We start from the raw sequence: 22,274 nt of genomic DNA, 5'->3' as shown, positions 1-22,274 counted from the left end.
AAAATCCGCTATCACAGATAGCGGATTTTTTTATTGATGATAGTTTAATGCTTGGGCAAGGTTGGTTTTAATGGTAATATTCGAAAAGTCAATCCCCAGCTGTACAGCAGTTTGCGCAATTTCAGGCCTGATTCCTGACAGGGTTGACCGGACACCGATCAGATTTAGCGCCTCAATCAATTTAAAGATCTGGTGCGCCACCATCGTATCCACCACAACAACACCTGACAGATCGATTAACAGATGCTCCACACGTCTTTTCGCACAAGCTTGAAGCGTGTTTTCCAGAATAAACTTCGCCCGTTCGGTATCAATGTCACCGACAAGCGGCAGCAGAGCTGTTGATTTGCTCAGGGTAATGACAGGTGAGCTTAGTTCCAATATCATTTCTCTTTGGGCGTTTAATTGCTGCTTGGCATTCATTTCAGCGTGATCAACGAATGTATAAATGGTGAAATCAAATACTTTTACAATCAAATCTGCCCATTTTTGCTTCTCTCCCGGTTCAAACGCTGACTCATTTTCTTCTGCGAACTTCTCAAAATACTTCGTATATAATCTCCTGTTTCTCATAAACTCCCGAATGACATACTGAACCGGTGTGTCGAGATGTTTTTGATCGTTGGTCAGCTCAATGACCCACTCTTGAAACTCTTCGAGAAATTGTTTTTCCGGTAAAACATACATGTAATTCAGATGCCGGTAAAACTCTCTGTCCTGCTCTTTCAATTCTTCCGTTACTGTTGCATTATGTAGGGCGTAAAGCGAATTCGGATCACTTTCCTCCATCGTTTCAATCCATTCCTCGGCCATTTGTTCCACATGCTCTGAAAAAAATGCATATAATTTTTCATTCAGTTTCATGACACTGCTCCTTTCCCCAACACTATTATAACTTGACTTACAGTTGAATCCCAGTCATACACGCCGAAGCCATCCAATATTTTGAAGATTACTAATTCTTTGGTGTGTATCCTATTTTTTCAAAATGCTTCAAATGGCTCTGTCCGAGCGCTTGCTTTTTTCATATAATATAAGGCAACACCCTTGAATCCACTTGAAAGCATAAAAAAGGAGGGCTTTTTTATGAATGGTGAAATCCGCTTGATCCCGTATGTGACGAATGAGAAGATCATGGATGTAAACGAGCTTCCTGAGGGCATTAAAGTGATTAAGGCGCCAGAAATGTGGGCAAAAGGGGTAAAAGGCAAAAATATTAAAGTTGCTGTATTAGACACGGGCTGTGACACAAGCCACCCTGATTTAAAAAATCAAATCATCGGCGGAAAGAACTTCACGGATGACGACGGCGGCAAGGAAGATGCGATTTCCGACTACAACGGACACGGCACACACGTCGCCGGAACGATTGCAGCTAATGATTCAAACGGAGGCATTGCCGGAGTCGCGCCTGAGGCAAGCCTATTGATTGTGAAGGTTCTTGGCGGCGAGAACGGCAGCGGACAATACGAATGGATAATCAACGGCATCAACTACGCGGTGGAACAGAAAGTCGACATCATCTCAATGTCCCTTGGAGGGCCAAGCGATGTGCCAGAGCTGGAAGAAGCAGTGAAAAACGCAGTTAAAAACGGAGTGCTTGTCGTTTGTGCAGCGGGAAATGAAGGTGACGGCGACGAACGCACAGAAGAGCTTTCCTACCCCGCAGCTTATAATGAAGTGATTGCAGTTGGATCTGTTTCTGTAGCGCGAGAATTATCAGAATTTTCTAACGCGAATAAAGAGATTGACCTTGTGGCACCAGGAGAAAACATCTTATCCACCCTTCCCAACAAGAAGTACGGTAAGCTGACCGGCACTTCAATGGCTGCCCCTCATGTCAGCGGTGCGCTTGCTTTAATCAAAAGCTATGAAGAAGAATCATTTCAAAGAAAGCTTTCTGAATCTGAGGTTTTCGCACAGCTAATCCGCAGGACACTTCCTCTTGATATTGCAAAAACGCTGGCAGGCAATGGATTCCTGTATTTAACAGCTCCTGATGAGCTCGCAGAAAAAGCAGAGCAATCACATTTGTTGACCCTATAAGATTATTTTTCTTATATAATATACACCACATCATGTAAATAAAAATTTCAAATTCTATGTTGACAATGAATTTGAATTACTGTTAAGATTACCAACAAATGATTCAACTTTTCAAAAAATTAATAACATTTTCTCTTATCGAGAGTTGGGCGAGGGATTGGCCTTTTGACCCCAACAGCAACCGACCGTAATACCATTGTGAAATGGGGCGCACTGCTTTTCGCGCCGAGACTGATGTCTCATAAGGCACGGTGCTAATTCCATCAGATTGTGTCTGAGAGATGAGAGAGGCAGTGTTTTACGCAGAAAAGCCTCTTTCTCTCATGGGAAAGAGGCTTTTTGTTGTGAGAAAACCTCTTAGCAGCCTGTATCCGCGGGTTAAAGAGAGTGTTTTACATATAAAGGAGGAGAAACAATGACAACCATCAAAACATCGAATTTAGGATTTCCGAGAATCGGACTGAACCGGGAATGGAAAAAAGCACTTGAAGCGTATTGGAAAGGCAGTACTGATAAAGATACGTTTTTGAAGCAAATAGACGAACTATTTTTATCCGCAGTAAAAACACAAATTGACCAGCAGATTGATGTTGTGCCTGTTTCTGATTTCACACAGTATGACCATGTACTCGACACAGCAGTCAGCTTCAACTGGATTCCGAAACGTTTTAGACATTTGACTGACGCTACCGATACATACTTCGCTATCGCCCGCGGAATCAAAGACGCCGTATCTAGTGAAATGACAAAATGGTTTAATACAAATTACCATTACATCGTTCCGGAATATGACGAGAGCATTGAGTTCCGTCTGACAAGAAACAAGCAACTCGAAGATTATCGCCGGATCAAACAGGAATACGGTGTGGAAACAAAGCCTGTGATTGTCGGCCCTTATACGTTCGTTACGCTTGCTAAAGGCTATGAACCGTCTGAAGCAAAAGCGATCCAAAAACGCCTTGTGCCATTATATGTACAGCTTTTGAAAGAGCTTGAAGAAGAAGGCGTAAAATGGGTTCAAATCGATGAGCCGGCGCTCGTTACCGCCTCTAGTGAAGATGTCCGCGGTGCAAAAGAATTATTTGAAAGCATTACAAGTGAGCTTTCATCCTTGAATGTGCTTTTGCAGACGTATTTTGATTCTGTTGATGCTTATGAAGAGCTGATCTCTTACCCGGTTCAGGGAATTGGCCTTGATTTCGTTCACGACAAAGGCAGAAACCTGGAACAGCTTAAAACACATGGCTTTCCGACAGACAAAGTGCTGGCAGCCGGCGTTATCGACGGACGCAACATTTGGAAAGCGGACCTTGAAGAGCGTCTCGATGCCGTTCTTGATATTCTCAGCATTGCAAAAGTTGATGAACTGTGGATTCAGCCTTCCAGCAGCCTGCTACATGTTCCAGTAGCGAAACACCCTGATGAGCATTTGGAAAAAGACCTATTGAACGGATTATCCTACGCAAAAGAAAAGCTGGCCGAGCTGACAGCTTTGAAAGAAGGCTTAGTATCAGGAAAAGCGGCGATCAGCGAAGAGATTCAGCAGGCTAAGGCTGATATCCAGGCGCTTAAACAGTTTGCAACAGGCGCCAATTCCGAACAAAAGAAAGAGCTTGAGCAATTAACCGATAAAGACTTCAAGCGCCCGATTCCGTTTGAAGAACGTTTAGCCCTGCAAAATGAATCTCTCGGCCTTCCGCTTTTGCCGACGACAACGATCGGAAGCTTCCCGCAGTCTGCTGAAGTGCGGAGCGCACGCCAAAAATGGCGGAAAGCTGAGTGGTCCGATGAACAGTATCAAAACTTTATCAATGCGGAAACAAAAAGATGGATTGATATTCAGGAAGAATTGGAGCTTGATGTCCTTGTTCACGGCGAATTTGAACGGACAGACATGGTCGAATACTTCGGTGAAAAGCTGGCCGGTTTCGCCTTCACTAAATATGCCTGGGTTCAATCATACGGCTCACGCTGTGTCCGCCCGCCAGTCATTTACGGAGATGTTGAATTTATTGAACCGATGACAGTGAAAGACACAGTCTACGCACAGTCATTGACTTCCAAGCATGTGAAAGGAATGCTGACGGGCCCGGTTACAATCTTAAACTGGTCTTTCCCTCGAAACGACATCTCGAGGAAAGAAATCGCCTTCCAAATCGGGCTTGCCCTTCGCAAAGAAGTTAAAGCGCTTGAAGACGCAGGCATTCAAATCATTCAAGTCGATGAACCAGCGCTGCGTGAAGGCCTTCCATTGAAAACCCGCGATTGGGATGAGTATTTGACTTGGGCGGCAGAAGCTTTCAGATTAACCACTTCTTCCGTGAAAAACGAGACACAAATTCATACACATATGTGCTACAGCAACTTCGAAGATATCGTTGATACAATCAATGATCTTGATGCCGATGTGATTACAATCGAACATAGCAGAAGCCACGGAGGATTTTTAGATTACTTAAAAAACCACCCGTATTTAAAAGGGCTTGGCCTTGGTGTATATGACATTCACAGCCCTCGTGTGCCGTCAACTGAAGAAATGTACAATATTATCGTTGATGCGCTTGCCGTCTGTCCGACTGACCGCTTCTGGGTAAATCCAGACTGCGGATTGAAAACAAGACAGCAGGAAGAAACGGTTGCAGCATTGAAAAACATGGTTGAAGCTGCAAAACAGGCAAGAGCACAGCAGACACAGCTAGTATAATTTGAAAAAACCATCTGCATTTGGCAGATGGTTTTTTTCTATAATACAGCCACAATCGGTTTCTTATTTAGCAAATCCCCCAATTACTTTGTTTATTTTGCACTTTTTTAAGAATGTTCTTTGCATTCTTTTCGGCTATACTAATAACACTCTATTGACAGGAGGGATTGGGATGAATCATGAAACGTTCTTAAAACGGGCTGTCACTCTCGCATGTGAAGGAGTGAATGCAGGAATCGGCGGGCCTTTTGGAGCCGTTATCGTGAAAGACGGAGCCATTATTGCAGAAGGACAGAACAACGTCACAACAAGCAATGATCCGACTGCCCACGCGGAAGTCACTGCTATTCGGAAAGCCTGTAAGGTGCTAGGAGCATACCAGCTTGATGACTGCATTTTGTATACGAGCTGTGAACCATGCCCAATGTGCTTGGGCGCCATCTACTGGGCCCGGCCTAAAGCCGTTTTCTATGCAGCTGAGCACACAGACGCTGCCGAAGCCGGGTTTGATGATTCATTCATTTATAAAGAAATTGATAAACCTGCTGAAGAAAGAACGATCCCCTTTTATCAAGTGACTCTGACAGAGCATTTATCCCCGTTTCAAGCATGGCGGAACTTCGCCAATAAGAAAGAATATTAAAAGGATCAGGCATGTGCGGCCTGATCCTTGTTATTTCTCCAAGTAGCGCTATGCCCTGTGCAAATACAAAACAGCAATCATGCGCGCCGGAATTCAGCTTGGCAGACACCAAGCCAGCCGCCCCCTTCATCTGTAACTTTTGGTTTAAAGGCATGCTTCAAACGCTTCTCTGACGTTTTATCAAAAATCTGTGCCCGCCCCGCATGCTCCGACACCAAAAAAACATCCTGAGAACACTCAGGATGCCGGTCATTATTTTAATTCTAGTTTTACATCAACATTTCCTCTGGTTGCCTTTGAGTAAGGACAGAATTCATGAGCGGCGTTGACAAGCTCTTGTGCCTTTTCCCGATCTAAATCTTTCGTGTTCACAACAAGTGTGACACCGATTTTAAACCCGCCGTCGCTCTCATCCTTCATGAGGCTGACCTGCCCTTCAATCTCCGAATCAATTTCGATATTCTGCTCTTTGGCTACGTGTTCGAGCGCGCCACCAAAGCATGCAGCATACCCTGCCGCAAAGAGCTGTTCCGGATTTGTGCCGGTTTGTCCTTCTTTTTTGGCATTTGGCATGACAATATCAAAATCAAGAACACCGTCATCTGATGTAATATGTCCTGCCCGTCCGCCTCGCGCGGTTACTTTTGCTGTAAATAGTGCCATATTTCCCAACCTCCTTATTTGTATCTAGTTGTTATATTTCCCTTTCTAATCTTTTTAAACATGCTATGTTTGCCGAGAATAGGAAAAGTGAGGTTTTTCAGATACAATAGAATCGAATGACAAAAAAGAGTTGGTGAACAAAATGGAAAATAAATTTGATCATATGAAATTGGAGAATCAGCTTTGTTTTTTGCTATATGCGAGTTCGCGGGAAATGACAAAGCAATACAAGCCGCTGCTTGATAAGCTGAATATAACATACCCTCAATATTTGGCTTTGCTATTGTTATGGGAACATGAAACGCTTACTGTCAAAAAAATGGGCGAACAGCTGTATTTAGATTCAGGGACGCTCACTCCGATGCTTAAACGAATGGAACAACAGGGTTTGATTACGAGAAAAAGATCTGAAGAGGATGAGCGGTCCGTGTTGATCAGCCTGACAGAGGACGGGGCGTTATTAAAAGAAAAAGCGGTTGACATTCCAGAGACGATCCTAGGGCTCTCAAAGCTATCTGGAGAGGATCTCAAACAGTTAAAGTCCGCTCTATATACATTGTTGGAAACACTTCATTAAAAAAATTGAGGATGCCCTGTGCGGGGCATCCTCTTTTTATTTATTCAGCAACTTCAAGCGTCACTTCAATATTTCCGGAGGTTGCTTTTGAATACGGGCAGACGCCGTGCGCTTTTTTCACAAGCGCCTCCAATTCTGATGCACTGACTCCTTCTCCTTTTACTTGCAGCGTCACACCAAGCTTGTAGCCCTGGTCCGCTTCATCCTTTAACAGGCTTACATTCGCTGTAACCTCTGTCTCTACTTTTACTCGTTCTGTTCTTGCGACAAGCTGCAGGGCGCTGTCAAAGCAAGCTGCATAACCTGCTGCAAACAGCTGCTCTGGATTTGTCGCTTTTTCTAATTTCTTGGCTCTCGTTGTCCCCGGCATTGCGACATCAAGCTCAAGAACGCGGTCTGATGAAATGACCTTTCCTTCTCTTCCTCCTACCGCTGAAACAGTTGCTGTAAATAATGGCTGACTCATTTTTCATTCCCCCAATAAATTTTATACAATTAAATTGTACACAATTAATTTTGGTATGTCAATTTTTCACGTATAAAAAAGCTTATCTCGTAATGAGATAAGCTTTTTCATTGAACATTGCCCCGCTATTCACGGATTTGCCCAGTTCCTTTAATGATGTATTTTGTAGAAGTCAGTGCAGGAAGCCCCATCGGTCCTCTTGCATGAAGCTTTTGCGTGCTGATGCCGATTTCGGCTCCGTAGCCGAATTCAAAGCCGTCGGTAAAGCGGGTTGACGCGTTATGATAGACAGCGGCAGCATCGACAGCCGTTTGAAAATATGCTGCGTTTTTGTCATTTTCAGTTAAAATCGCTTCAGAATGATTGGTGCCGTATTGTTGGATATGCTTCACAGCTTCTTGGACGTTTTCAACCGTTTTTACGCTGAGGACAGGCGCTAAGAATTCGGTTTCCCAATCTTCTTTTGATGCTTGTTTGCTTGAAGGATGAAGTTCACATACCAATTCATCACCCCGAATTTCAACTCCCGCGTTTTCCAGCTGGTCCAGCAATTCTTTCCCGTGCTGTCTTGCCCAAGCCTTGTGAATCAGCAATGATTCAATCGCGTTGCATACAGAAGGGCGCTGAGTTTTGGCATTTACGACAACCTTTTCTGCCATTTGAGGTTTGGCTGTTTCGTCAATGAATATGTGGCAGTTTCCTGCTCCCGTTTCTAATACAGGAACTGTTGATTCTCTCACAACGAGATCAATCAGTTTCTTGCCTCCGCGCGGAATTAATACGTCTAAGCCATCATTTAACGTAAAGAGCTCTTTTGCTGTCTCTCTGCTCGTATCCTCAATCAGCTGCACAGCGTGAATCGGAAGCGCTGATTGCTCAAGTGCTCTGTGAATGACACTGACGAGCGCTTTGTTGCTGTGGATGGCTGAGGAGCTTCCCCGCAGCACAACCGCGTTCCCTGTCTTCAGGCAAAGGGTAGCCGCATCAACTGTGACGTTTGGCCTCGCCTCATAAATCATTCCTACGACACCAAGCGGCACACGGATTTTTTCAATAAACAGGCCGTTTTCTTTTTCAATCGTTTCAAGAGAGTCGCCGATTGGGTCCGCTAAGTCGATTAAGAGCTCCACCGCGTCCGCGATATCGCGTATCCGTTTCTCATCCAATGTGAGACGGTCAATGATGTCCGGTGTTAAACCATTCTCTTTTCCGTTCACAATGTCTTTTGCATTCTCCGCCAAGAGAAAATCCAATTCTTTGCGGAGTCCGTTTGCAATGAGGCTGAGCGCCTCATCCTTCTCGGCTGTTGTTTTCATGATCATTTCGGCTGCTGCTTCTTTCGCCAGCTTCGCTTTTACAGAAACTTCACTCATTTTTCCGCCTCCTAGTCTTTTACATTGACCCAGTCATTCCTATGAATAACCTCAAACGTTTTCTCAAAATCAAGTTCGTCACTGCGTTTGCCTTTAGCCTCCATAATCTCCTCGGAGGAGTAATGAGTTTGGCCTTTGCCGATCACGCCGCCCGGTCCCCTGACTTCCACAACCGCCCCTTTCGGAAAGCTTCCGTTCACACCCACAACGCCAGCGGGCAAAAGGCTGCTTCCATTATGGATCATCGCCTCCTCGGCACCCGCATCAATGATAATTTCTCCCGATATCGGCGAGTGGAACTGAATCCACTGCCTTGTGTTGTTAACCGAAGATAGTTCTTTGTCTCCGATATAAGTGCCGTCTCCCCTGCCGTCCAAAATGTCCGCAAGTTTTTGCTCTCCGCTGCCTGTTCCAATGAATACTTTCACTCCCAGAGACAGCGCGGTTTGTGCGGCTAACAGCTTTGATTTCATTCCGCCGGTGCCGACCTTTGATCCAGCTGAACCTGCATATCCAAGCAATTCAGGCGTGATCTCCGGCAAATAATCAAATCGTTTCGCCTCAGGATTTTCATTTGGATTGGCATCATACAGTCCGTTAATGTCGGTGAGAATCATGAGCTGGTCCGCGTGAATCAATCCGCTGACTAACGCAGAAAGCATATCATTATCTCCGAATGTCAATTCTTCAACAGATGTAGAATCGTTCTCGTTGATAATCGGAATGACGCCGCGCTCTAATAATTCCATTATCGTAGCATACGCGTTTCGATACCGTTCTCTTTTCGAAAAATCATTTCTCGTTAAAAGGATTTGTCCCGGAGTTAATGAGTATTGTTTAAATTGATTCATATATTGCTGCATTAACAGTGTTTGTCCGACCGCGGCCGCCGCCTGTTTTCCTTTGATGGTAACGGGACGGGACGGATAACCGAGGCTGGAAAACCCCGCCGCTACGGCACCCGAGGTAATCAGAATCATTTCATGCCCCGCTTTTTTTAACACGGAAATCGCCTGAACATGCTCTCTGATTTTTGCCTCATCAATGCTTCCTTTGCTATTCGTGAGCGAACTGCTTCCTATTTTCACTACTATTCTTTGTTTTTTCATTTATTCTCCTCCGCGGCTCTTCTACAATAAAAAAACCCATTTCATCCTGATTCATAAGGACGAAATGGGTTTCCGTGGTACCACCTTGATTGAACGCGCTTGTGCACGCTCCGCTCTCCTGTAACGCCAGGTTATGCGCCTAGGTTTTCCCCCTAGGACTCCAAGGCAGGTTCGGCAGGTTTCATGCGGCAAAATGTTTCAGCGATTCATTTTGCTCTCTGTCACAGAAAGGTCTGCTTACTAATCCTCTTCAACGCTCAATGATTTTTTTATATTATGCAAAGAAAAAAGACACTTGTCAAGGTTTTTTGTTACCAAAAATAGCCCGCATTGCGCGGGCCTCTTGCAGTCTAGTTAAAGACGATTGTTTTATTTTCATGAACGATGACACGGTCTTCCAAATGCCATTTCACAGCACGGGCAAGCACGCTGCGCTCAATTGTTCTTCCGATGTTTTTCAGCGCTTCCGCATTATCGCGGTGGTCCACACGCTCAATATCCTGTTCAATGATCGGCCCTTCATCAAGATCGTTTGTCACATAATGAGATGTCGCACCGATCAGTTTCACGCCGCGCTCGTAGGCCCGTTTGTACGGATTCGCACCGATAAAAGCTGGCAGGAATGAATGGTGGATATTGATGATGCGATTCGGATGAGCCGAAACAAAATCAGGAGTTAGAATCTGCATATAGCGTGCGAGAACGATGACATCAACATCGTACTGCTCCAGCAGTTCAAGCTGCTTCTTTTCGACTTCCGCTCTGATGTCTTTGTTCGCTTTCATATAGTGGAATGGAATGTTCAGGCGCTCAACCAGCTCTCTCGCTTCCTCATGGTTACTGATGACAACAGCGATCTCCGCCATCAGGTTGCCGGTTTGCCATTCCCAAATCAGCTCATGCAGGCAGTGGAGCTCCTTTGAAACGAAAATGGCGACACGCTTCAGTTCGCTCGCCAAAGTTAAGCTCCATGTCATGTCGAATTTTTCCGCAACAGAGGCAAACGCTGCCTGAAGTGATGATTTTTTTTCACGAATGCCTGCGCAGTCGAATTCGATTCTCAGGAAGAACCGGCCGCCTTCAGGGTCTGTCGTATATTGATTTGATTCTATAATATTGGCACCGTGTTCAAATAAAAACGCGGAAACTGCAGAGACGATACCCGGCTGATCGGGGCAGCTGACCAAGAGCCGCCCTTTATCCTCATTTCCGTCACGGTATTCGTCCAACCGCTGAGTCATATATGATTTCATGAATAATCCCTCTTATCTTTGTAAGTCTAAACTATTTATCCATTATACTGAAGATTTGATAAAAATCAATTTATGACAGAATTTTTAAACCAACTGCTGAGCATAAAATCAACGCGATAAAGAAGATCCGTTTGGCGTCTTTCTGCTCCTTGTAAAAGAGGATGCCGATAAGCGCCCCGCCGGCGGTGCCAATTCCTGTCCAGACCGCGTAAGCCGTTCCCATCGGAATGGTTTCCATTGCGTACGACAGCAAGGAAAATGAAGCGGCAAAACCAACAATGATCAACAGCACCCATTTCACGCTTTTTTCTTTCGCATATTGATTCATAAGGGCCACGCCGGCCATTTCTAAACAGCCCGCGCACAATAAACTGATCCAGTGCAGCATTATGCCTCGCCTCCTTTTTCCTCTGTCTCATCCTGTGTCACAAGCTTCAACCCGATTACACCGATTAAGAGCACGCCAATTAACAATAGCTTCGGCCATCCAACCGGTTCATGAAAAAGAACGATTTCACTAAGTACTGTTCCCGCTGTGCCGAGCCCGGTAAAGACGGCATACACGGTACCAACAGGCAGACTGTGAGTCGCCTTCATTAGAAGGTAAAAGCTGAATATGATGCCGATGGCAGTGCCGCTCCATGTTAAGACTGAGTCAGCGTGCTTTAAGCCTATCACCCAAACAACCTCGAAAACAGCGGCAAGCACGACCAATCCCCATTTCATTTTGAGTCATTCCTTTCTATCTATTAGGATTCTCCGAAAACAAAAAAACCCCGGACAGTCGTCTCACATGAGATTGACTCTCCCGGGCTTTTTTCCCTCCGTGTGCATACGCGCTTCTATTTACGCGTATGTGTTTTCTCTCGGACCAGTCCATGTCAATTGACATGCGGAACCCTAGAAAACTTTACATGATATCATAATACTAAACTGAGCTCTATCTTTCAATTGTAAGATTTTCTTTCATATACCGCGATCGGTTTATTCCATTTTCTGATCGTTTTGCTGTAATGCATGCCGATTTTCTCCGCTACCCGTATGGACGCTTTGTTATCCGGATCAATCAAAGCCGTCATTTTGCCGAACTGCCGCTCGTTAAAGCCATAGTCCAGACAGGCCCGAGCCGCTTCTTGCGCATAGCCGTTCCCCCAGTGGCGGCGGGCAAACATATATCCAATTTCCATTACGGTTTGATTTTCGATCTGCTGGGGAACGATGCCGCATTGCCCCAAAAACTCCCCTGTCCGCTTATCTTCGGCGATCCACAGACTAACGCCGTACCCTTTTTCATTTCGTTGGTTCCAATTGACCCACTCGCGGGTTTGCCTCTTATCTTTTAAACCGGAATAATATGTCATGACGTCAGGATCATTAAAAAGCAGCCCAAACAAAGTGGCTTGATCCCGATCTTCCATACAGCGCAAACGAATTCGATCAGTCACAAGCTTCGTTTTAGCGTTCATACTTCGCCACATCCTGCTTCCATTCTTTTTTGAGAGCTTCAATATGTGCCTGATGATAGCGGTTATGATCTGCCATATGCCAAATTCCCCATCGTATCGTCGCGGTGTCACCTTCGAAGGAAAGCGGCTGGTTCAAAGCATTTTCAGTTAAAGTGAAGCATACCGATTTCAACTCCTCTACTACATGCTGATGTCTTTTCAGGAGTTCATCTAAGCCTGGCTGATTCACCGGTTCAGGCAGCCGTCCGCTTTCATCTGTCATCGGGCCGTATGCCTGTTCAATATGGTCCGGTATCCGATTTTCCTTGATACGCCAGACCCATCTGATATCAACATTTGTGATATGGTGCAAAAGCTGAGCCGTGCTGTTTTTTGTTTGGCAGCGCCCCTTATAGTAAAGTTCACTGTGTGTCATATGGCTTACGATGGAAGCCAGACGGAGACTGTTTTCTTCCACTGCGGAATACAGCAAACTGACCGTTGGCGCCATGTCGTTTCTTATGGATAAGTCCTTCATGTTCAGTTCCCCTCCTAACTAGGTACATTTGACACCAAACAAAAATTCCCTTTAAAAAAGAAAAAAGCTCTCATTACAAGAGAGAGCCATCTTAATTGTTATTTCCCGGTTTGTATAAGTAAGGATCATGCTGCGGTTCATTAGCGGTATTTAAATCAAGGGATATATCACCGCGTGCATTCATCGTGCCAAGGGTAATCGAAGACAGCAGTTTGGGGCTGTACCCTTTTTCCTCAAGCTTCTCAAACAGCCAAGATCGGTTTTTTTGGAGATATTTCAAATTATGATCAAGGATTTCGCCATCCAGTATGAGCGGAATCGGGATAAAATTCCGTTCAGCTTCCATATTCAAATCCCGCACCTGCACCGCTCTCGCTTCCTCTTTCGGGATGACGCTTACTTCTCCCGTTTCTTCAATGATAGCAAGATCAATGTCAGCCGGGTCGGCATAGCCCTTTTCCCTCAGCTTTCCAAGCAGCTCATTAACAGTCAGCCTTTCTTTACGAAGGCCGCGTTCATCAATATCCCCGTTTCGGATTAGGACAGTCGGGCTCACGACCAGGAGCCATCGCCATTTATTAGATAAAGAGAGCTTGCTCATGATAAGATAAAGCACCAAAAAAGCACCCGCATAATAAATTGACATCGGCAGCTTGGATGTAAGGATCGGCTCACTGATAATGGTTCCGATTGCGAAGGTCAAAAGCAGATCAAAATTGTTCATTTGTGACACAGCTTTTTTACCGGCAAGTCGAAATAAAATATATGCAATCGAAAATACGATAACTGGCTTCAGTAAAAATACCCATATCATCCATAACACCGATCTTTACCTCCATCCGCTGGTCATATTGAGCCTATTGTGCCCCGTGGCAGGCCCTCTATGCATCAGTGTCTAGGCGAACGTGCATATCGACTGAACATAACACAATAGAAAGTGACACCGATTGGAGGCGCAATACGCAATATGAAAAATCAGAAGTCGAATGCCCTTTGGCCCTTTGATCTGCCTTTGGCTCCCCAACCCGAGAGCTACCAGCAGCAAACAATCGACAGGCTGGCCGGTTTGGAGCTAAGGATGGAGCAACTAATTAGAGCGATTGAGGTAAACAATGAATTGCTGAGAACAATGCAAGAACAGCAAAACCGTGTATGCACAAATGGCGGCGGGTCTGTGATTGTCCGGATGTAGAAACCGGCGCTTGTCTGCCTTCTTATATCTCAATAAAAAACTCTTCTCTGAAAGGAGAAGAGTTTCATGTATGTGTTCAAACGGACTGCGCCAAACTTAATTGCGGGCCGAATAGCTCGTAATGGATAGACTCCGGCGCTGATCCGAGCTCTGATACAAGCTTATGCATTGCCGTAATAAACGACGGTGAACCGCAAATATAGTAATCCGCATCTGTGTTGGCAATCAGTTCTTTGAGGAATTGCTGATCAATCTGTCCTTCATGAAAATGCAGATCACCTGCACGGTCTTCCTCTGTCGGCTCGCGATACACAAATGCTGTTTTAACAACAGAATGTTTTGCTGCTTCTTCTACTTCATGGCGCAATGCATGATATTCACTGTTTTTCGCCGCATGAATGAACAGAATTTGTCGTTCAGGCTGTTTGGAAACAGATGTTTTCAGCATGCTGATCATTGGTGTAATGCCAACTCCGGCACTGATCAAAACGAGATCTTTTTGTGATGCATGATCTAAAACAAAGTCCCCTGCCGGTGCGCTGATCTCTATTGAATCTCCCTCCTGCAGCCCATCGTGTAAGTAGGAAGACACGACACCATCTTTCTTCACTGAAATTCGATAATAGTCTTTTCCCGGCATATCAGACAGGCTGTACTGGCGGATATGCGTATATTCAGAATCAGGAATCCGCACTTTGATGCTGATATATTGCCCTGCTTGGAATTCAGGTAACGGCTTGCCGTCTTCCGGTTTCAAATAGAAGGATGTAATTTCTTTGCTTTCCCGCTCTTTTTTTGCGATAACGAATGGCTTATACTCCTTCCAGCCGCCGGCTTGCTCTTCAGCCTGTTCATACATGTCTTTTTCAATTCCGATGAACGCGTCAGCAATGACTCCGTACGCTTTTTCCCATGCCTGCATAATGTCAGGAGTTGCAGCGTCTCCCAATACATCTTTAATCGCAATCAGCAAATATTTACCGACGATTGGGTAGTGCTCAGGCTTAATTCCGATACTGCGGTGCTTGTGGCCGATTTGTTTGACAACCGGAATGATGTTTCCTAATTGGTCAATGTTTGCCGCAGCTGCAATAACGGCATTTGCCAGTGCAGTTCGCTGTGTTTTTTTCTTTTGGTTTGTTTGATTAAAAATGTTCAAAAGCTCTGGATGGTCTTGAAACATCCGATCGTAAAAACGGCCAGTGATTGTTTCTCCATGCTGTTGCAATACGGGTACAGTGCTTTTAATAATTTCGATTGTTTTGTTATCTAACATTTTATAAACAATCCTTTCGAAAAGATGTATTTAAAATATATCTTTAAAATACATGATCTTACGAATAAAAGATATATCTAAAATGAATCTTTAATAAAGTTGTCACAAAATTATCAATTTAACATGACATTTGTTGCTTTTTTGTAGAATCCCCTAGCAAAAACGGACTAACCATTGTAATAATCACCATTGAAAAGTACAAAAAAACCCAAAACAACTTATGTTTTGGGTTTAACGTTCACCAAGGCTTATCAGTTCCGAGCGCATTTGCAAGCGCCTGGCTGTGTTTCTTGCGGTTCTTACGTTCATTAGCGCGCTGTACAGCTGTATTATGCAGCATGATTTCTTCTTCTGTTTCCGGTACAACTCTCGGTACAGGCACCGGCTTGCCATTTGAATCTAATGCGACAAATGTCAAAAAGGATGTGGCAGCGAGTTCCCGTTCGCCAGTCATCAAATGTTCTTTAATGACTTTCACAAATACTTCCATGGAAGATGTGCCGACCCATGTCACATAGGACTCTAGGCAGACAGAATCCTTTTGCCCGATCGGCTTTAAAAAATCTACAGAATCCATTGAAGCTGTTACCGTTTCACGTCTGCAATGGCGCGCCGCTGAAATAGAGGCAATGTCGTCTATGTAGCTCATTAATTTTCCGCCAAACAGCGTATTATGGTTGTTCGTGTCAAGCGGGAACACCCTGCTGGTTTTCACAACCTTTGACTCTTTACAAAATCTTGTTTCCGGTGTTTCCATACCTTTCTCCCCTTTGATGTCTGATCTTTTAGCTAAATGCACTTATATTCTCCTATTAAACAATATTCTCTTCCATTTGTCTAAAATTTAAAATGGTTTAATGATTTTCATGATGAGGGAATAATAAATGTATTCTTCACACTTTAGGAGGAAAAACAAATGGACGTATCCATCCCGAAATCTCAGCACAAAACGGTATGCCGAACGGAATACGGCACACTTCAGAAAGTGATCTTATGCAAACCTGAGCACATGACCATAAAAGATGTTATAAACGAAACACAAAAACATTTTGAAGATGACAATATTCATGTAAAAACCGCAAACGACCAGCACAGCCGCTTAGTGGAGGCACTTAGGTCACACAACGTTGAGGTCGTCCTTTTGCCCGTTCGCGACGGGCTACCAGAGCAGGTTTTTACTAGGGACATAGGATTTGTCATCGGAGAAAAAGCCTTTCTGTCAAGCATGACTGAACCGATTCGCCAAGGAGAAGAAGCCGTTATAAAAGATTTTTTTCACAGCCAAGGTATCTCTTACACCCGCATGCTTGATACGAGTATTGAAGGCGGAGACGTCATTATCGATGATGACATTGTCTATGTCGGAATCAGCCAGCGCACCGACATTTCAGCTATCGGCCAGCTGGAAGAGGCACTTCCTGAATATACGATCGTTCCAGTGAAGCTTCATGAAAAATTTTTGCATTTGGACTGCGTATTTAACATTGTATCTGAAAGCGAAGCGTTAATTTATCCACAGGCCATTGAGCCAGATGCAGCCGATATGCTGGCAAAACGTTATGATCTTATTGAGGTGCCCGAGGACGAACAATTTACGCTTGGCACCAACGTCCTTTCAATCGGAAAAAAAACGATCATCAGTCTCCCTGGCAACCGCCATGTCAATCAACAGCTATCGAAAAGAGGCTATCACATTATCGAAATTGACCTGTCAGAAATTATTAAATCAGGCGGCTCCTTCAGGTGCTGCACAATGCCGCTGATTCGAGGCGAATGAAGAATCTTCCCCTTTTTCATGTTTTGAACAGCTTATTTTATCAAGATACGTTAATATAGAGGTGACATCATTTTTAAGGGGGAAATCGCATGACAAAATACATAGGATATGTCGGGACGTATACAAAAGGCGGAAGCGAAGGAATTTATTCATTTGAGCTTGATACTGAGAAAAAAGCACTCAGCGAGCCAAAGCTGGCCGCTAAGCTGGGCAACCCGACATATGTGGCGCCGAATAAAAACAACACCATCCTTTATTCCATCGAAAAAGCAGACGGCCAAGGCGGAGTTGCTGCCTATCAAATCGATAAAAACAGCGGCGAGTTGACATTTCTGAATCATCAGTTAATTGATGGCCCTTCGCCATGCCACGTAAGCATTGATGATCAAAATCAATTCGTACTGACTGCCAATTATCACAGCGGGAAGGTACACGTTTTTCCGGTTCAGGAAGACGGCAGCTTGCAATCACCTGTTTCAGAGGCCGCTCACACAGGAAAAGGGCCGCACGAAAGACAAGAAAAACCGCATACACACTACGCGGGGTTCACACCTGAACACAATTATGTGGTAGCGGTTGATTTAGGTATAGATAAGCTCTACACCTATAAGCTTAAAGACGGTGTGTTGACTGAATCCGGAAGCCATTCCTTCGCTCCCGGTGCAGGACCTCGCCATATCGCTTTTCATCCGAAAGAAAAATACGCTTATGTCATGACAGAATTAAGCAATGAAGTGATTGCGCTTGAATACAACCCGACAGCCGGCGAATTTAGAGAAATCCAAGTCGTTTCTGCCATCCCTGATGATTTTACAGATAACAGCCAGGGAAGCGCAATACATGTCACGCAGGACGGACGTTTTGTTTATGTCGCAAACCGCGGCCATGACAGTATCGCCGTATTTGAAGTGAATCAATATTCAGGAGAGCTGGCTTTCGTAGAAAGAGTGTCGACAGAAGGAAACTGGCCTCGTGACTTTGTATTTGACCCAACGGAAGGGTTCCTCGTTGCTTCAAATGAAGAAACAGGCAACCTTGTCTTGTTTGAAAGAGACAAAGAAACCGGCCGATTGACACTCCTCCCATCAACGGTTTCTGTCCCTTACCCGGTTTGTGTAAAGTTTTTACATCAAGTATAAAACAAATGGAGTGGCTCTAGTAAAAAGGAGCCACTCTTTTTATTTATCTCACTTTTTCCTTCGTTTCAGCATTTCGATACAAATGGCAAGCGACAAAACGGCCGGGTTCGATTTCTTGAAGCTGGGGACGAGATTCTCCACATTCAGGCATCGCCTCCGGACAGCGGGTACGAAACACGCAGCCGCTTGGCGGATTGACCGGGCTCGGCAGCTCCCCTTTCAAGAGAATACGCTCACGCTTGTCCTCCAATTCAGGATCTGGAATCGGAATCGAGGACAAAAGCGCCTTTGTATAGGGATGGAGCGGTTCACGATACAAGGTGCCGCTCTCTGTAATTTCAATCATGTGTCCTAAGTACATCACACCGATCCTGTCACTGATATGCTTCACCATCGAAAGATCATGGGCAATGAATAAAAACGTTAGCCCTTTCTCTTTTTGAAGCCGCTTCAGCAGGTTGACCACCTGCGCTTGAACAGAGACATCAAGTGCAGAAATCGGTTCGTCCGCCACGATAAATTCAGGATTCAGCGACAGTGCTCTCGCAATCCCGATTCTCTGCCTTTGCCCGCCGCTGAATTCATGCGGATAACGGCTCCCAAAATCGGGGTGAAGCCCAACTGCCTCAAGCAGCTCGTCCACGACGAGAAGCCGCGCTTTATGGGTATTGTAGAGATTGTGAATCTCCATCGGCTCCAAAATAATTTCTCGAACGGTCATGCGCGGGTTAAGTGAAGCATAAGGGTCCTGAAAAATCATCTGCAGTTTGCGGTTGAAGGCAAACTGCTCTTTTTCACTTAGTGCATGAAGATTTGTGCCGCGGTATGTCACGCTTCCTTCTGTCGGCTGATAAAGGCGCATCAGCACTCTCCCCAAGGTTGATTTCCCGCACCCTGATTCCCCGACTAGCCCGAACGTTTCTCCTTCACGAATCTGAAAGGTGACCCCATCGACGGCTTTGACTGTCCGCTTTTTCCCTGCGTCAAAATGCATTTTCAGCTGGCTGACCTCTAACAAAGGCAGTGGCGTCATTTGTCTCCCTCCTTATTCTGAAAAACAGCGGCGCACCGCACAAAGTTCTTTTTCATAGATTGTGTCTTTTAATGTAAGGATTTCGATTGATTTTCCTGTCTTTGGAGAATGAAGCATTTTCCCGCCGCCTACATACAGACCGACGTGATGAATCGCTCCTTTTCCTTCCTCATAAGCAAAAAACAGCAGGTCACCGGCTTTCATATCATCAAGCGGGACACCCTTCCCCGCCTTAGCCTGATCTCCCGCATCACGGGGGATGCTATATCCATTTGCCTTAAATATACTGTACATAAATCCGGAGCAATCAAACCCAAACCCGCTGATCCCTCCCCACAGGTAGGGAAGGCCAAGGAAAAACGCACCCGTTTGAATGATGTCTTCAGCAGTCCCTTTCTGTTGGCTGACAGGCACTGCATCACTTTGCCTCACAAACCTTTCCCCAAAAACGGTCGAAACCTTAAAATATCCATTTTCTTTTGCAATGAAGGGGAGAAGCGTCAAAAAGCTTAATTCGATCTCCTTTTCCCCATTGCTTCTGTACAAAAAGGCAGCAGGTTTGCTGATCATCACATCGTGTTGTGTATGGATGGGCTTTGTTTTTTCCAGCTGGTTCTTTTTCATCCAGCCTGGGTATCCGCGCGGATCCTTTCGGGATGGCTGGCTAGGCACGATCACAGAAACCCATTCCCCCTGTTCCGCCGTCACAAGTACCTTTTCGCCAAAGAGAACCTGAGTTTGGATTACATTGTCTGTACATAATCCAAGCCGTTCATCATACGTCATGCGCTCCAGCCAGTCTCTGATCATTACAGTCGGTTGAAGCATGAATTGATCAGACGGACGCGGTGAATCAGGCGCTGTCCAGATGTTGGCCACTGCTGATATGACAGTGTGCATCATTGCTTTTTTTCCCCTTTCAAAAGCGCAGCCCCGGTGATTCCGAGGCCCGGTTTGCCAGGCATCGAAATCGTGCTGCCGCGATATGTTATGCCGCCATTGAATACATCTGTTTTCAGCATCAGCGGCGCGTCAAAATCAAAGCGTGTGATGTTTCTCTTGCTTGCCGCAAAATGCGCCGCGGCCGTAATGCCCAGCTTCGTTTCGATCATGCTGCCGACCATACACTCCACCCCGCAGGCCTCCGCCATTGCATTAATTTTCTCTGCTCCGCTGATGCCGCCCGCTTTCATCAATTTAATATTGATCAAGTCTGCGCTCCGGGTTTGCAGAACTTCGAACGCCTGGCGCGGTGTAAAAACACTCTCATCAGCCATAATCGGCGTATCTGTTGCATCTGTCACCTTTTTAAGCCCAGCGAGATCATCTTTATGGACAGGCTGCTCGACAAGCTCAATGCCTAGGCCCGCATCCTCCATTTTCCGAATGGCAGTTACCGCTTCCTTCGGCCTCCACCCCTGATTAGCGTCTAAACGCAGTTTCACAGCTGATCCGACACGTTTTCTGATTTCCTGGATACGGGCGATATCTGTTGCAATATCATCTTTTCCGACCTTTATTTTCAGCGTTTGAAAGCCTTGTTTGAGATAATTCTCGGCATCAGCTGCCATCTCTTCAGGTGAGTTGACACTGACGGTATAATCTGTTTCCAGCGTATCTCGATATCCGCCAAGCATTTGATAAAGCGGCAGCCCGCACATCTGCGCCCAGCCGTCGTATAGAGCCATCTCTACAGCAGCCTTCGCGCTCATATTTCCTGTAAGAAGATGCTGGATGTCGTGCAGAATGGCCTCACAGCCGGACAGGCTTTTTCCAAGCAATGCCGGTTTTAAAACATTGTGAATGGCACTTTCAATGCTATCCATGCTGTCTCCTGTAATCACTAACGTCGGGGGTGCTTCTCCCCATCCGACTGCACCGCTGTCATAAGTAATCCTTACTATGACTGATTCAGCCGTATACACAGTGCGAAGTGCGGTTTTAAACGGCTTTGTCAGCGGGACAGCAATTCGGCTTGTTTCGATTCGAATGATTTTCATGTCTTCAGCGCCCCTTCTGAAACGCCCGCCTCTATTACGACTGTTTTTTCTGCTGTATTCATAGCAGCTTTCGCACCGATCGGAACGGCAATACTTGGCGAGCAGTGGCCGATTTTAAATCCTCTCAGAGCAGGCCTGCCCGCAGAAATAATATAGTCTTCCAGCACCTGCTCAAGCGAGAGAGACTTCTCTCGCTTCACCGGGACACAATTGTGAAAATCACAAACTAGAATTCCGGCCGCGTCCGTCAGCTTCCCCGCCATTTTCAGCTGATTCAGCATTCGGTCGATTTGATAAGGCTCCTCGTCAATATCTTCAATAAACAGAAGCTTTCCTCTCGTATCAATTTCAAATGGCGTGCCCAGTGTAGACGTCAGCAAAGACAGATTTCCCCCGACAAGCTCGCCTTCCGCTTTTCCAGGAACAAGCTCGGTCAGCGGAGAAAGCTCTTCTGTATAGGTGAATTCCGTCTCCTGGAAGAGCTGCTTATATGACGCTTTTGTCAGCGGGTGAACGTCGTCAAGGCCTATATCCGTGCTGAGCATCGGGCCATGGAAAGTGACAAGACCTGTGTTTTGATGAATGGCAGTATGTAAAAACGTAATATCGCTGTATCCCCAAAAGATTTTAGGGTGTTTGCGGATCAAGCTGAAATCAATGCCCGCGGCGATACGTCCTGTCCCAAAACCCCCGCATGCGCACAACACTGCTTTTACCTCCTCGTCTCTGAACATCTCATGGAGATCCGCCAGCCGCTCATCATCCTGTCCCGCTAAATAGCCGTGCTGGTTTTTCAGCGCCTTGCCCAACTTCACCTGAAGACCGAGCTCTTCTAAAAATAATAGCGCGGTGTCAAGCTTTTTTTGATCCGGCGGACTTGCGGGCGCGATCACTCCGACTGTATCACCCTTTTTCAGCGCTTTCGGCTTGTAATTCAACGAAAACACTCCTTTCATTTGCTCTGCACCCTACGTATACGTGCAAGAAAGAGAAAAAATACCGCTCCTTCGCATAAAGAAGCAGTATTTCCTCAATCACCG

General features: G+C 45.5%; 24 protein-coding genes, 1 pseudogene and 2 riboswitches. Of the genes and pseudogenes, 7 read left to right on the top strand and 18 right to left on the bottom strand.

Features of this window, described 5'->3' with window-relative positions; all coding sequences use genetic code 11:
- Window positions 1–30: 30 nt before the first annotated feature.
- On the bottom strand, window positions 31–864 hold the full coding sequence (rsbRB, locus tag MHI44_RS18710; RefSeq protein ID WP_003232560.1) for an RsbT co-antagonist RsbRB: 834 nt from the start codon (window positions 862–864) through the stop codon (window positions 31–33).
- A gap of 222 nt (window positions 865–1,086) precedes the next feature.
- Between rsbRB and isp the strand changes: the two genes are divergently transcribed.
- The 3 genes from isp (at window position 1,087) to guaD (ending at window position 5,393) form a co-directional block, all read left to right on the top strand.
- Window positions 1,087–2,046: a serine protease Isp gene (isp, locus tag MHI44_RS18705; RefSeq protein WP_029946400.1), complete on the top strand. Its 960-nt coding sequence runs from the start codon at window positions 1,087–1,089 to the stop codon at window positions 2,044–2,046.
- Between the two features lie 132 nt (window positions 2,047–2,178).
- Window positions 2,179–2,334: riboswitch (SAM riboswitch) on the top strand.
- A gap of 127 nt (window positions 2,335–2,461) precedes the next feature.
- Window positions 2,462–4,750: a 5-methyltetrahydropteroyltriglutamate--homocysteine S-methyltransferase gene (gene metE / locus MHI44_RS18700; protein ID WP_003232565.1), complete on the top strand. Its 2,289-nt coding sequence runs from the start codon at window positions 2,462–2,464 to the stop codon at window positions 4,748–4,750.
- Between the two features lie 172 nt (window positions 4,751–4,922).
- Complete coding sequence (guaD, locus tag MHI44_RS18695) at window positions 4,923–5,393, top strand: guanine deaminase (protein ID WP_003245084.1); 471 nt, start codon at window positions 4,923–4,925, stop codon at window positions 5,391–5,393.
- 48 nt (window positions 5,394–5,441) lie between these two features.
- On the opposite strand, the pseudogene MHI44_RS18690 reads toward guaD, so the two are convergent.
- Both MHI44_RS18690 and MHI44_RS18685 read right to left on the bottom strand, forming a co-directional pair.
- A pseudogene (locus MHI44_RS18690) lies at window positions 5,442–5,611 on the bottom strand (hypothetical protein).
- 34 nt (window positions 5,612–5,645) lie between these two features.
- Window positions 5,646–6,056 carry an organic hydroperoxide resistance protein gene (locus tag MHI44_RS18685; protein WP_003232570.1) on the bottom strand — a complete coding sequence of 137 codons (411 nt, stop codon included), beginning with the start codon at window positions 6,054–6,056 and terminating at the stop codon, window positions 5,646–5,648.
- Window positions 6,057–6,198: 142 nt separating this feature from the next.
- Here MHI44_RS18685 and ohrR point away from each other — a divergent pair, with 142 nt between their 5' ends.
- On the top strand, window positions 6,199–6,633 hold the full coding sequence (ohrR, locus tag MHI44_RS18680) for an organic hydroperoxide resistance transcriptional regulator OhrR (RefSeq protein ID WP_339203585.1): 435 nt from the start codon (window positions 6,199–6,201) through the stop codon (window positions 6,631–6,633).
- Between the two features lie 40 nt (window positions 6,634–6,673).
- Here ohrR and MHI44_RS18675 read toward each other — a convergent pair whose 3' ends face one another.
- From MHI44_RS18675 to MHI44_RS18635, 9 genes are all read right to left on the bottom strand, one after another.
- On the bottom strand, window positions 6,674–7,099 hold the full coding sequence (locus tag MHI44_RS18675; RefSeq protein ID WP_339202525.1) for an organic hydroperoxide resistance protein: 426 nt from the start codon (window positions 7,097–7,099) through the stop codon (window positions 6,674–6,676).
- Between the two features lie 125 nt (window positions 7,100–7,224).
- On the bottom strand, window positions 7,225–8,472 hold the full coding sequence (gene proA, locus MHI44_RS18670; protein WP_014479592.1) for a glutamate-5-semialdehyde dehydrogenase: 1,248 nt from the start codon (window positions 8,470–8,472) through the stop codon (window positions 7,225–7,227).
- Between the two features lie 11 nt (window positions 8,473–8,483).
- The gene (proB, locus tag MHI44_RS18665; protein ID WP_014479591.1) at window positions 8,484–9,581 is read right to left on the bottom strand and encodes a glutamate 5-kinase; all 1,098 of its coding nucleotides are present in this window, start codon (window positions 9,579–9,581) and stop codon (window positions 8,484–8,486) included.
- A gap of 350 nt (window positions 9,582–9,931) precedes the next feature.
- Window positions 9,932–10,834 (bottom strand): formyltetrahydrofolate deformylase, encoded by a 903-nt coding sequence (gene purU, locus MHI44_RS18660; RefSeq protein ID WP_003245802.1) that lies wholly within the window; start codon window positions 10,832–10,834, stop codon window positions 9,932–9,934.
- Between the two features lie 70 nt (window positions 10,835–10,904).
- On the bottom strand, window positions 10,905–11,222 hold the full coding sequence (ykkD, locus tag MHI44_RS18655) for a multidrug efflux SMR transporter subunit YkkD (RefSeq protein WP_015252242.1): 318 nt from the start codon (window positions 11,220–11,222) through the stop codon (window positions 10,905–10,907).
- Window positions 11,222–11,560 (bottom strand): multidrug efflux SMR transporter subunit YkkC, encoded by a 339-nt coding sequence (gene ykkC, locus MHI44_RS18650; protein ID WP_339202524.1) that lies wholly within the window; start codon window positions 11,558–11,560, stop codon window positions 11,222–11,224. The genes ykkD and ykkC overlap by 1 nt, the downstream gene beginning before the upstream one ends.
- Before the next feature lie 77 nt (window positions 11,561–11,637).
- Window positions 11,638–11,749, bottom strand: a riboswitch (guanidine-I (ykkC/yxkD leader).
- A 32-nt stretch (window positions 11,750–11,781) separates the two neighbouring features.
- Window positions 11,782–12,300: a GNAT family N-acetyltransferase gene (locus tag MHI44_RS18645; RefSeq protein WP_042974328.1), complete on the bottom strand. Its 519-nt coding sequence runs from the start codon at window positions 12,298–12,300 to the stop codon at window positions 11,782–11,784.
- Entirely contained in the window at window positions 12,290–12,817 is a 528-nt protein-coding gene (locus MHI44_RS18640; RefSeq protein ID WP_122894611.1) for a DinB family protein, read from the bottom strand. The genes MHI44_RS18645 and MHI44_RS18640 overlap by 11 nt, the downstream gene beginning before the upstream one ends.
- Window positions 12,818–12,908: 91 nt before the next feature.
- Window positions 12,909–13,640 (bottom strand): DUF421 domain-containing protein, encoded by a 732-nt coding sequence (locus tag MHI44_RS18635; RefSeq protein WP_033884976.1) that lies wholly within the window; start codon window positions 13,638–13,640, stop codon window positions 12,909–12,911.
- Window positions 13,641–13,784: 144 nt separating this feature from the next.
- Between MHI44_RS18635 and MHI44_RS18630 the strand changes: the two genes are divergently transcribed.
- Window positions 13,785–14,009 (top strand): hypothetical protein, encoded by a 225-nt coding sequence (locus MHI44_RS18630; protein WP_021479445.1) that lies wholly within the window; start codon window positions 13,785–13,787, stop codon window positions 14,007–14,009.
- A gap of 76 nt (window positions 14,010–14,085) precedes the next feature.
- Here the strand turns inward: MHI44_RS18630 and hmpA are convergent, their stop codons facing one another.
- Entirely contained in the window at window positions 14,086–15,285 is a 1,200-nt protein-coding gene (gene hmpA, locus MHI44_RS18625) for an NO-inducible flavohemoprotein (RefSeq protein WP_339202523.1), read from the bottom strand.
- 238 nt (window positions 15,286–15,523) lie between these two features.
- Window positions 15,524–16,042, bottom strand: a complete 519-nt coding sequence (locus MHI44_RS18620; protein WP_003232595.1) for an acyl-CoA thioesterase — start codon at window positions 16,040–16,042, stop codon at window positions 15,524–15,526.
- Between the two features lie 159 nt (window positions 16,043–16,201).
- On the opposite strand from MHI44_RS18620, the gene MHI44_RS18615 reads away from it, so the two are divergent.
- Both MHI44_RS18615 and pgl read left to right on the top strand, forming a co-directional pair.
- Window positions 16,202–17,062, top strand: coding sequence for a dimethylarginine dimethylaminohydrolase family protein (locus tag MHI44_RS18615; RefSeq protein WP_003232597.1), 861 nt, complete (start codon window positions 16,202–16,204; stop codon window positions 17,060–17,062).
- An 89-nt stretch (window positions 17,063–17,151) separates the two neighbouring features.
- A complete protein-coding gene (gene pgl / locus MHI44_RS18610) occupies window positions 17,152–18,201 on the top strand; it encodes a 6-phosphogluconolactonase (RefSeq protein ID WP_101172472.1) in 1,050 nt (349 codons plus the stop codon).
- Between the two features lie 43 nt (window positions 18,202–18,244).
- Here pgl and MHI44_RS18605 read toward each other — a convergent pair whose 3' ends face one another.
- The 4 genes from MHI44_RS18605 to MHI44_RS18590 are packed head-to-tail and all read right to left on the bottom strand — an operon-like array spanning window position 18,245 to window position 22,190.
- Window positions 18,245–19,234, bottom strand: coding sequence for an oligopeptide/dipeptide ABC transporter ATP-binding protein (locus MHI44_RS18605; RefSeq protein ID WP_339202522.1), 990 nt, complete (start codon window positions 19,232–19,234; stop codon window positions 18,245–18,247).
- Window positions 19,235–19,246: 12 nt separating this feature from the next.
- Window positions 19,247–20,137 (bottom strand): gamma-D-glutamyl-L-lysine dipeptidyl-peptidase, encoded by an 891-nt coding sequence (eepC, locus tag MHI44_RS18600; protein WP_339202521.1) that lies wholly within the window; start codon window positions 20,135–20,137, stop codon window positions 19,247–19,249.
- Window positions 20,134–21,234 carry an L-Ala-D/L-Glu epimerase gene (gene ykfB / locus MHI44_RS18595; RefSeq protein WP_181217015.1) on the bottom strand — a complete coding sequence of 367 codons (1,101 nt, stop codon included), beginning with the start codon at window positions 21,232–21,234 and terminating at the stop codon, window positions 20,134–20,136. The genes eepC and ykfB overlap by 4 nt, the downstream gene beginning before the upstream one ends.
- A complete protein-coding gene (locus MHI44_RS18590; protein ID WP_160221524.1) occupies window positions 21,231–22,190 on the bottom strand; it encodes an LD-carboxypeptidase in 960 nt (319 codons plus the stop codon). Before MHI44_RS18590 ends, ykfB begins: the two co-directional genes overlap by 4 nt.
- Window positions 22,191–22,274: the final 84 nt, after the last annotated feature.

This window comes from Bacillus sp. FSL K6-1366 (genome assembly GCF_037976695.1).
Lineage (GTDB): Bacteria > Bacillota > Bacilli > Bacillales > Bacillaceae > Bacillus > Bacillus subtilis.
This window is presented reverse-complemented; position numbering and strand designations above follow the sequence as displayed.

What these genes read in the sequence shown, in the direction of transcription:
- rsbRB (WP_003232560.1), bottom strand. Translation starts at nt 864, where the DNA reads ATGAAACTGAATGAAAAATTATATGCATTTTTTTCAGAGCATGTGGAA.
- isp (WP_029946400.1), top strand. Translation starts at nt 1,087, where the DNA reads ATGAATGGTGAAATCCGCTTGATCCCGTATGTGACGAATGAGAAGATC.
- metE (WP_003232565.1), top strand. Translation starts at nt 2,462, where the DNA reads ATGACAACCATCAAAACATCGAATTTAGGATTTCCGAGAATCGGACTG.
- guaD (WP_003245084.1), top strand. Translation starts at nt 4,923, where the DNA reads ATGAATCATGAAACGTTCTTAAAACGGGCTGTCACTCTCGCATGTGAA.
- MHI44_RS18685 (WP_003232570.1), bottom strand. Translation starts at nt 6,056, where the DNA reads ATGGCACTATTTACAGCAAAAGTAACCGCGCGAGGCGGACGGGCAGGA.
- ohrR (WP_339203585.1), top strand. Translation starts at nt 6,199, where the DNA reads ATGGAAAATAAATTTGATCATATGAAATTGGAGAATCAGCTTTGTTTT.
- MHI44_RS18675 (WP_339202525.1), bottom strand. Translation starts at nt 7,099, where the DNA reads ATGAGTCAGCCATTATTTACAGCAACTGTTTCAGCGGTAGGAGGAAGA.
- proA (WP_014479592.1), bottom strand. Translation starts at nt 8,472, where the DNA reads ATGAGTGAAGTTTCTGTAAAAGCGAAGCTGGCGAAAGAAGCAGCAGCC.
- proB (WP_014479591.1), bottom strand. Translation starts at nt 9,581, where the DNA reads ATGAAAAAACAAAGAATAGTAGTGAAAATAGGAAGCAGTTCGCTCACG.
- purU (WP_003245802.1), bottom strand. Translation starts at nt 10,834, where the DNA reads ATGAAATCATATATGACTCAGCGGTTGGACGAATACCGTGACGGAAAT.
- ykkD (WP_015252242.1), bottom strand. Translation starts at nt 11,222, where the DNA reads ATGCTGCACTGGATCAGTTTATTGTGCGCGGGCTGTTTAGAAATGGCC.
- ykkC (WP_339202524.1), bottom strand. Translation starts at nt 11,560, where the DNA reads ATGAAATGGGGATTGGTCGTGCTTGCCGCTGTTTTCGAGGTTGTTTGG.
- MHI44_RS18645 (WP_042974328.1), bottom strand. Translation starts at nt 12,300, where the DNA reads ATGAACGCTAAAACGAAGCTTGTGACTGATCGAATTCGTTTGCGCTGT.
- MHI44_RS18640 (WP_122894611.1), bottom strand. Translation starts at nt 12,817, where the DNA reads ATGAAGGACTTATCCATAAGAAACGACATGGCGCCAACGGTCAGTTTG.
- MHI44_RS18630 (WP_021479445.1), top strand. Translation starts at nt 13,785, where the DNA reads ATGAAAAATCAGAAGTCGAATGCCCTTTGGCCCTTTGATCTGCCTTTG.
- hmpA (WP_339202523.1), bottom strand. Translation starts at nt 15,285, where the DNA reads ATGTTAGATAACAAAACAATCGAAATTATTAAAAGCACTGTACCCGTA.
- MHI44_RS18620 (WP_003232595.1), bottom strand. Translation starts at nt 16,042, where the DNA reads ATGGAAACACCGGAAACAAGATTTTGTAAAGAGTCAAAGGTTGTGAAA.
- MHI44_RS18615 (WP_003232597.1), top strand. Translation starts at nt 16,202, where the DNA reads ATGGACGTATCCATCCCGAAATCTCAGCACAAAACGGTATGCCGAACG.
- pgl (WP_101172472.1), top strand. Translation starts at nt 17,152, where the DNA reads ATGACAAAATACATAGGATATGTCGGGACGTATACAAAAGGCGGAAGC.
- MHI44_RS18605 (WP_339202522.1), bottom strand. Translation starts at nt 19,234, where the DNA reads ATGACGCCACTGCCTTTGTTAGAGGTCAGCCAGCTGAAAATGCATTTT.
- eepC (WP_339202521.1), bottom strand. Translation starts at nt 20,137, where the DNA reads ATGATGCACACTGTCATATCAGCAGTGGCCAACATCTGGACAGCGCCT.
- ykfB (WP_181217015.1), bottom strand. Translation starts at nt 21,234, where the DNA reads ATGAAAATCATTCGAATCGAAACAAGCCGAATTGCTGTCCCGCTGACA.
- MHI44_RS18590 (WP_160221524.1), bottom strand. Translation starts at nt 22,190, where the DNA reads ATGAAAGGAGTGTTTTCGTTGAATTACAAGCCGAAAGCGCTGAAAAAG.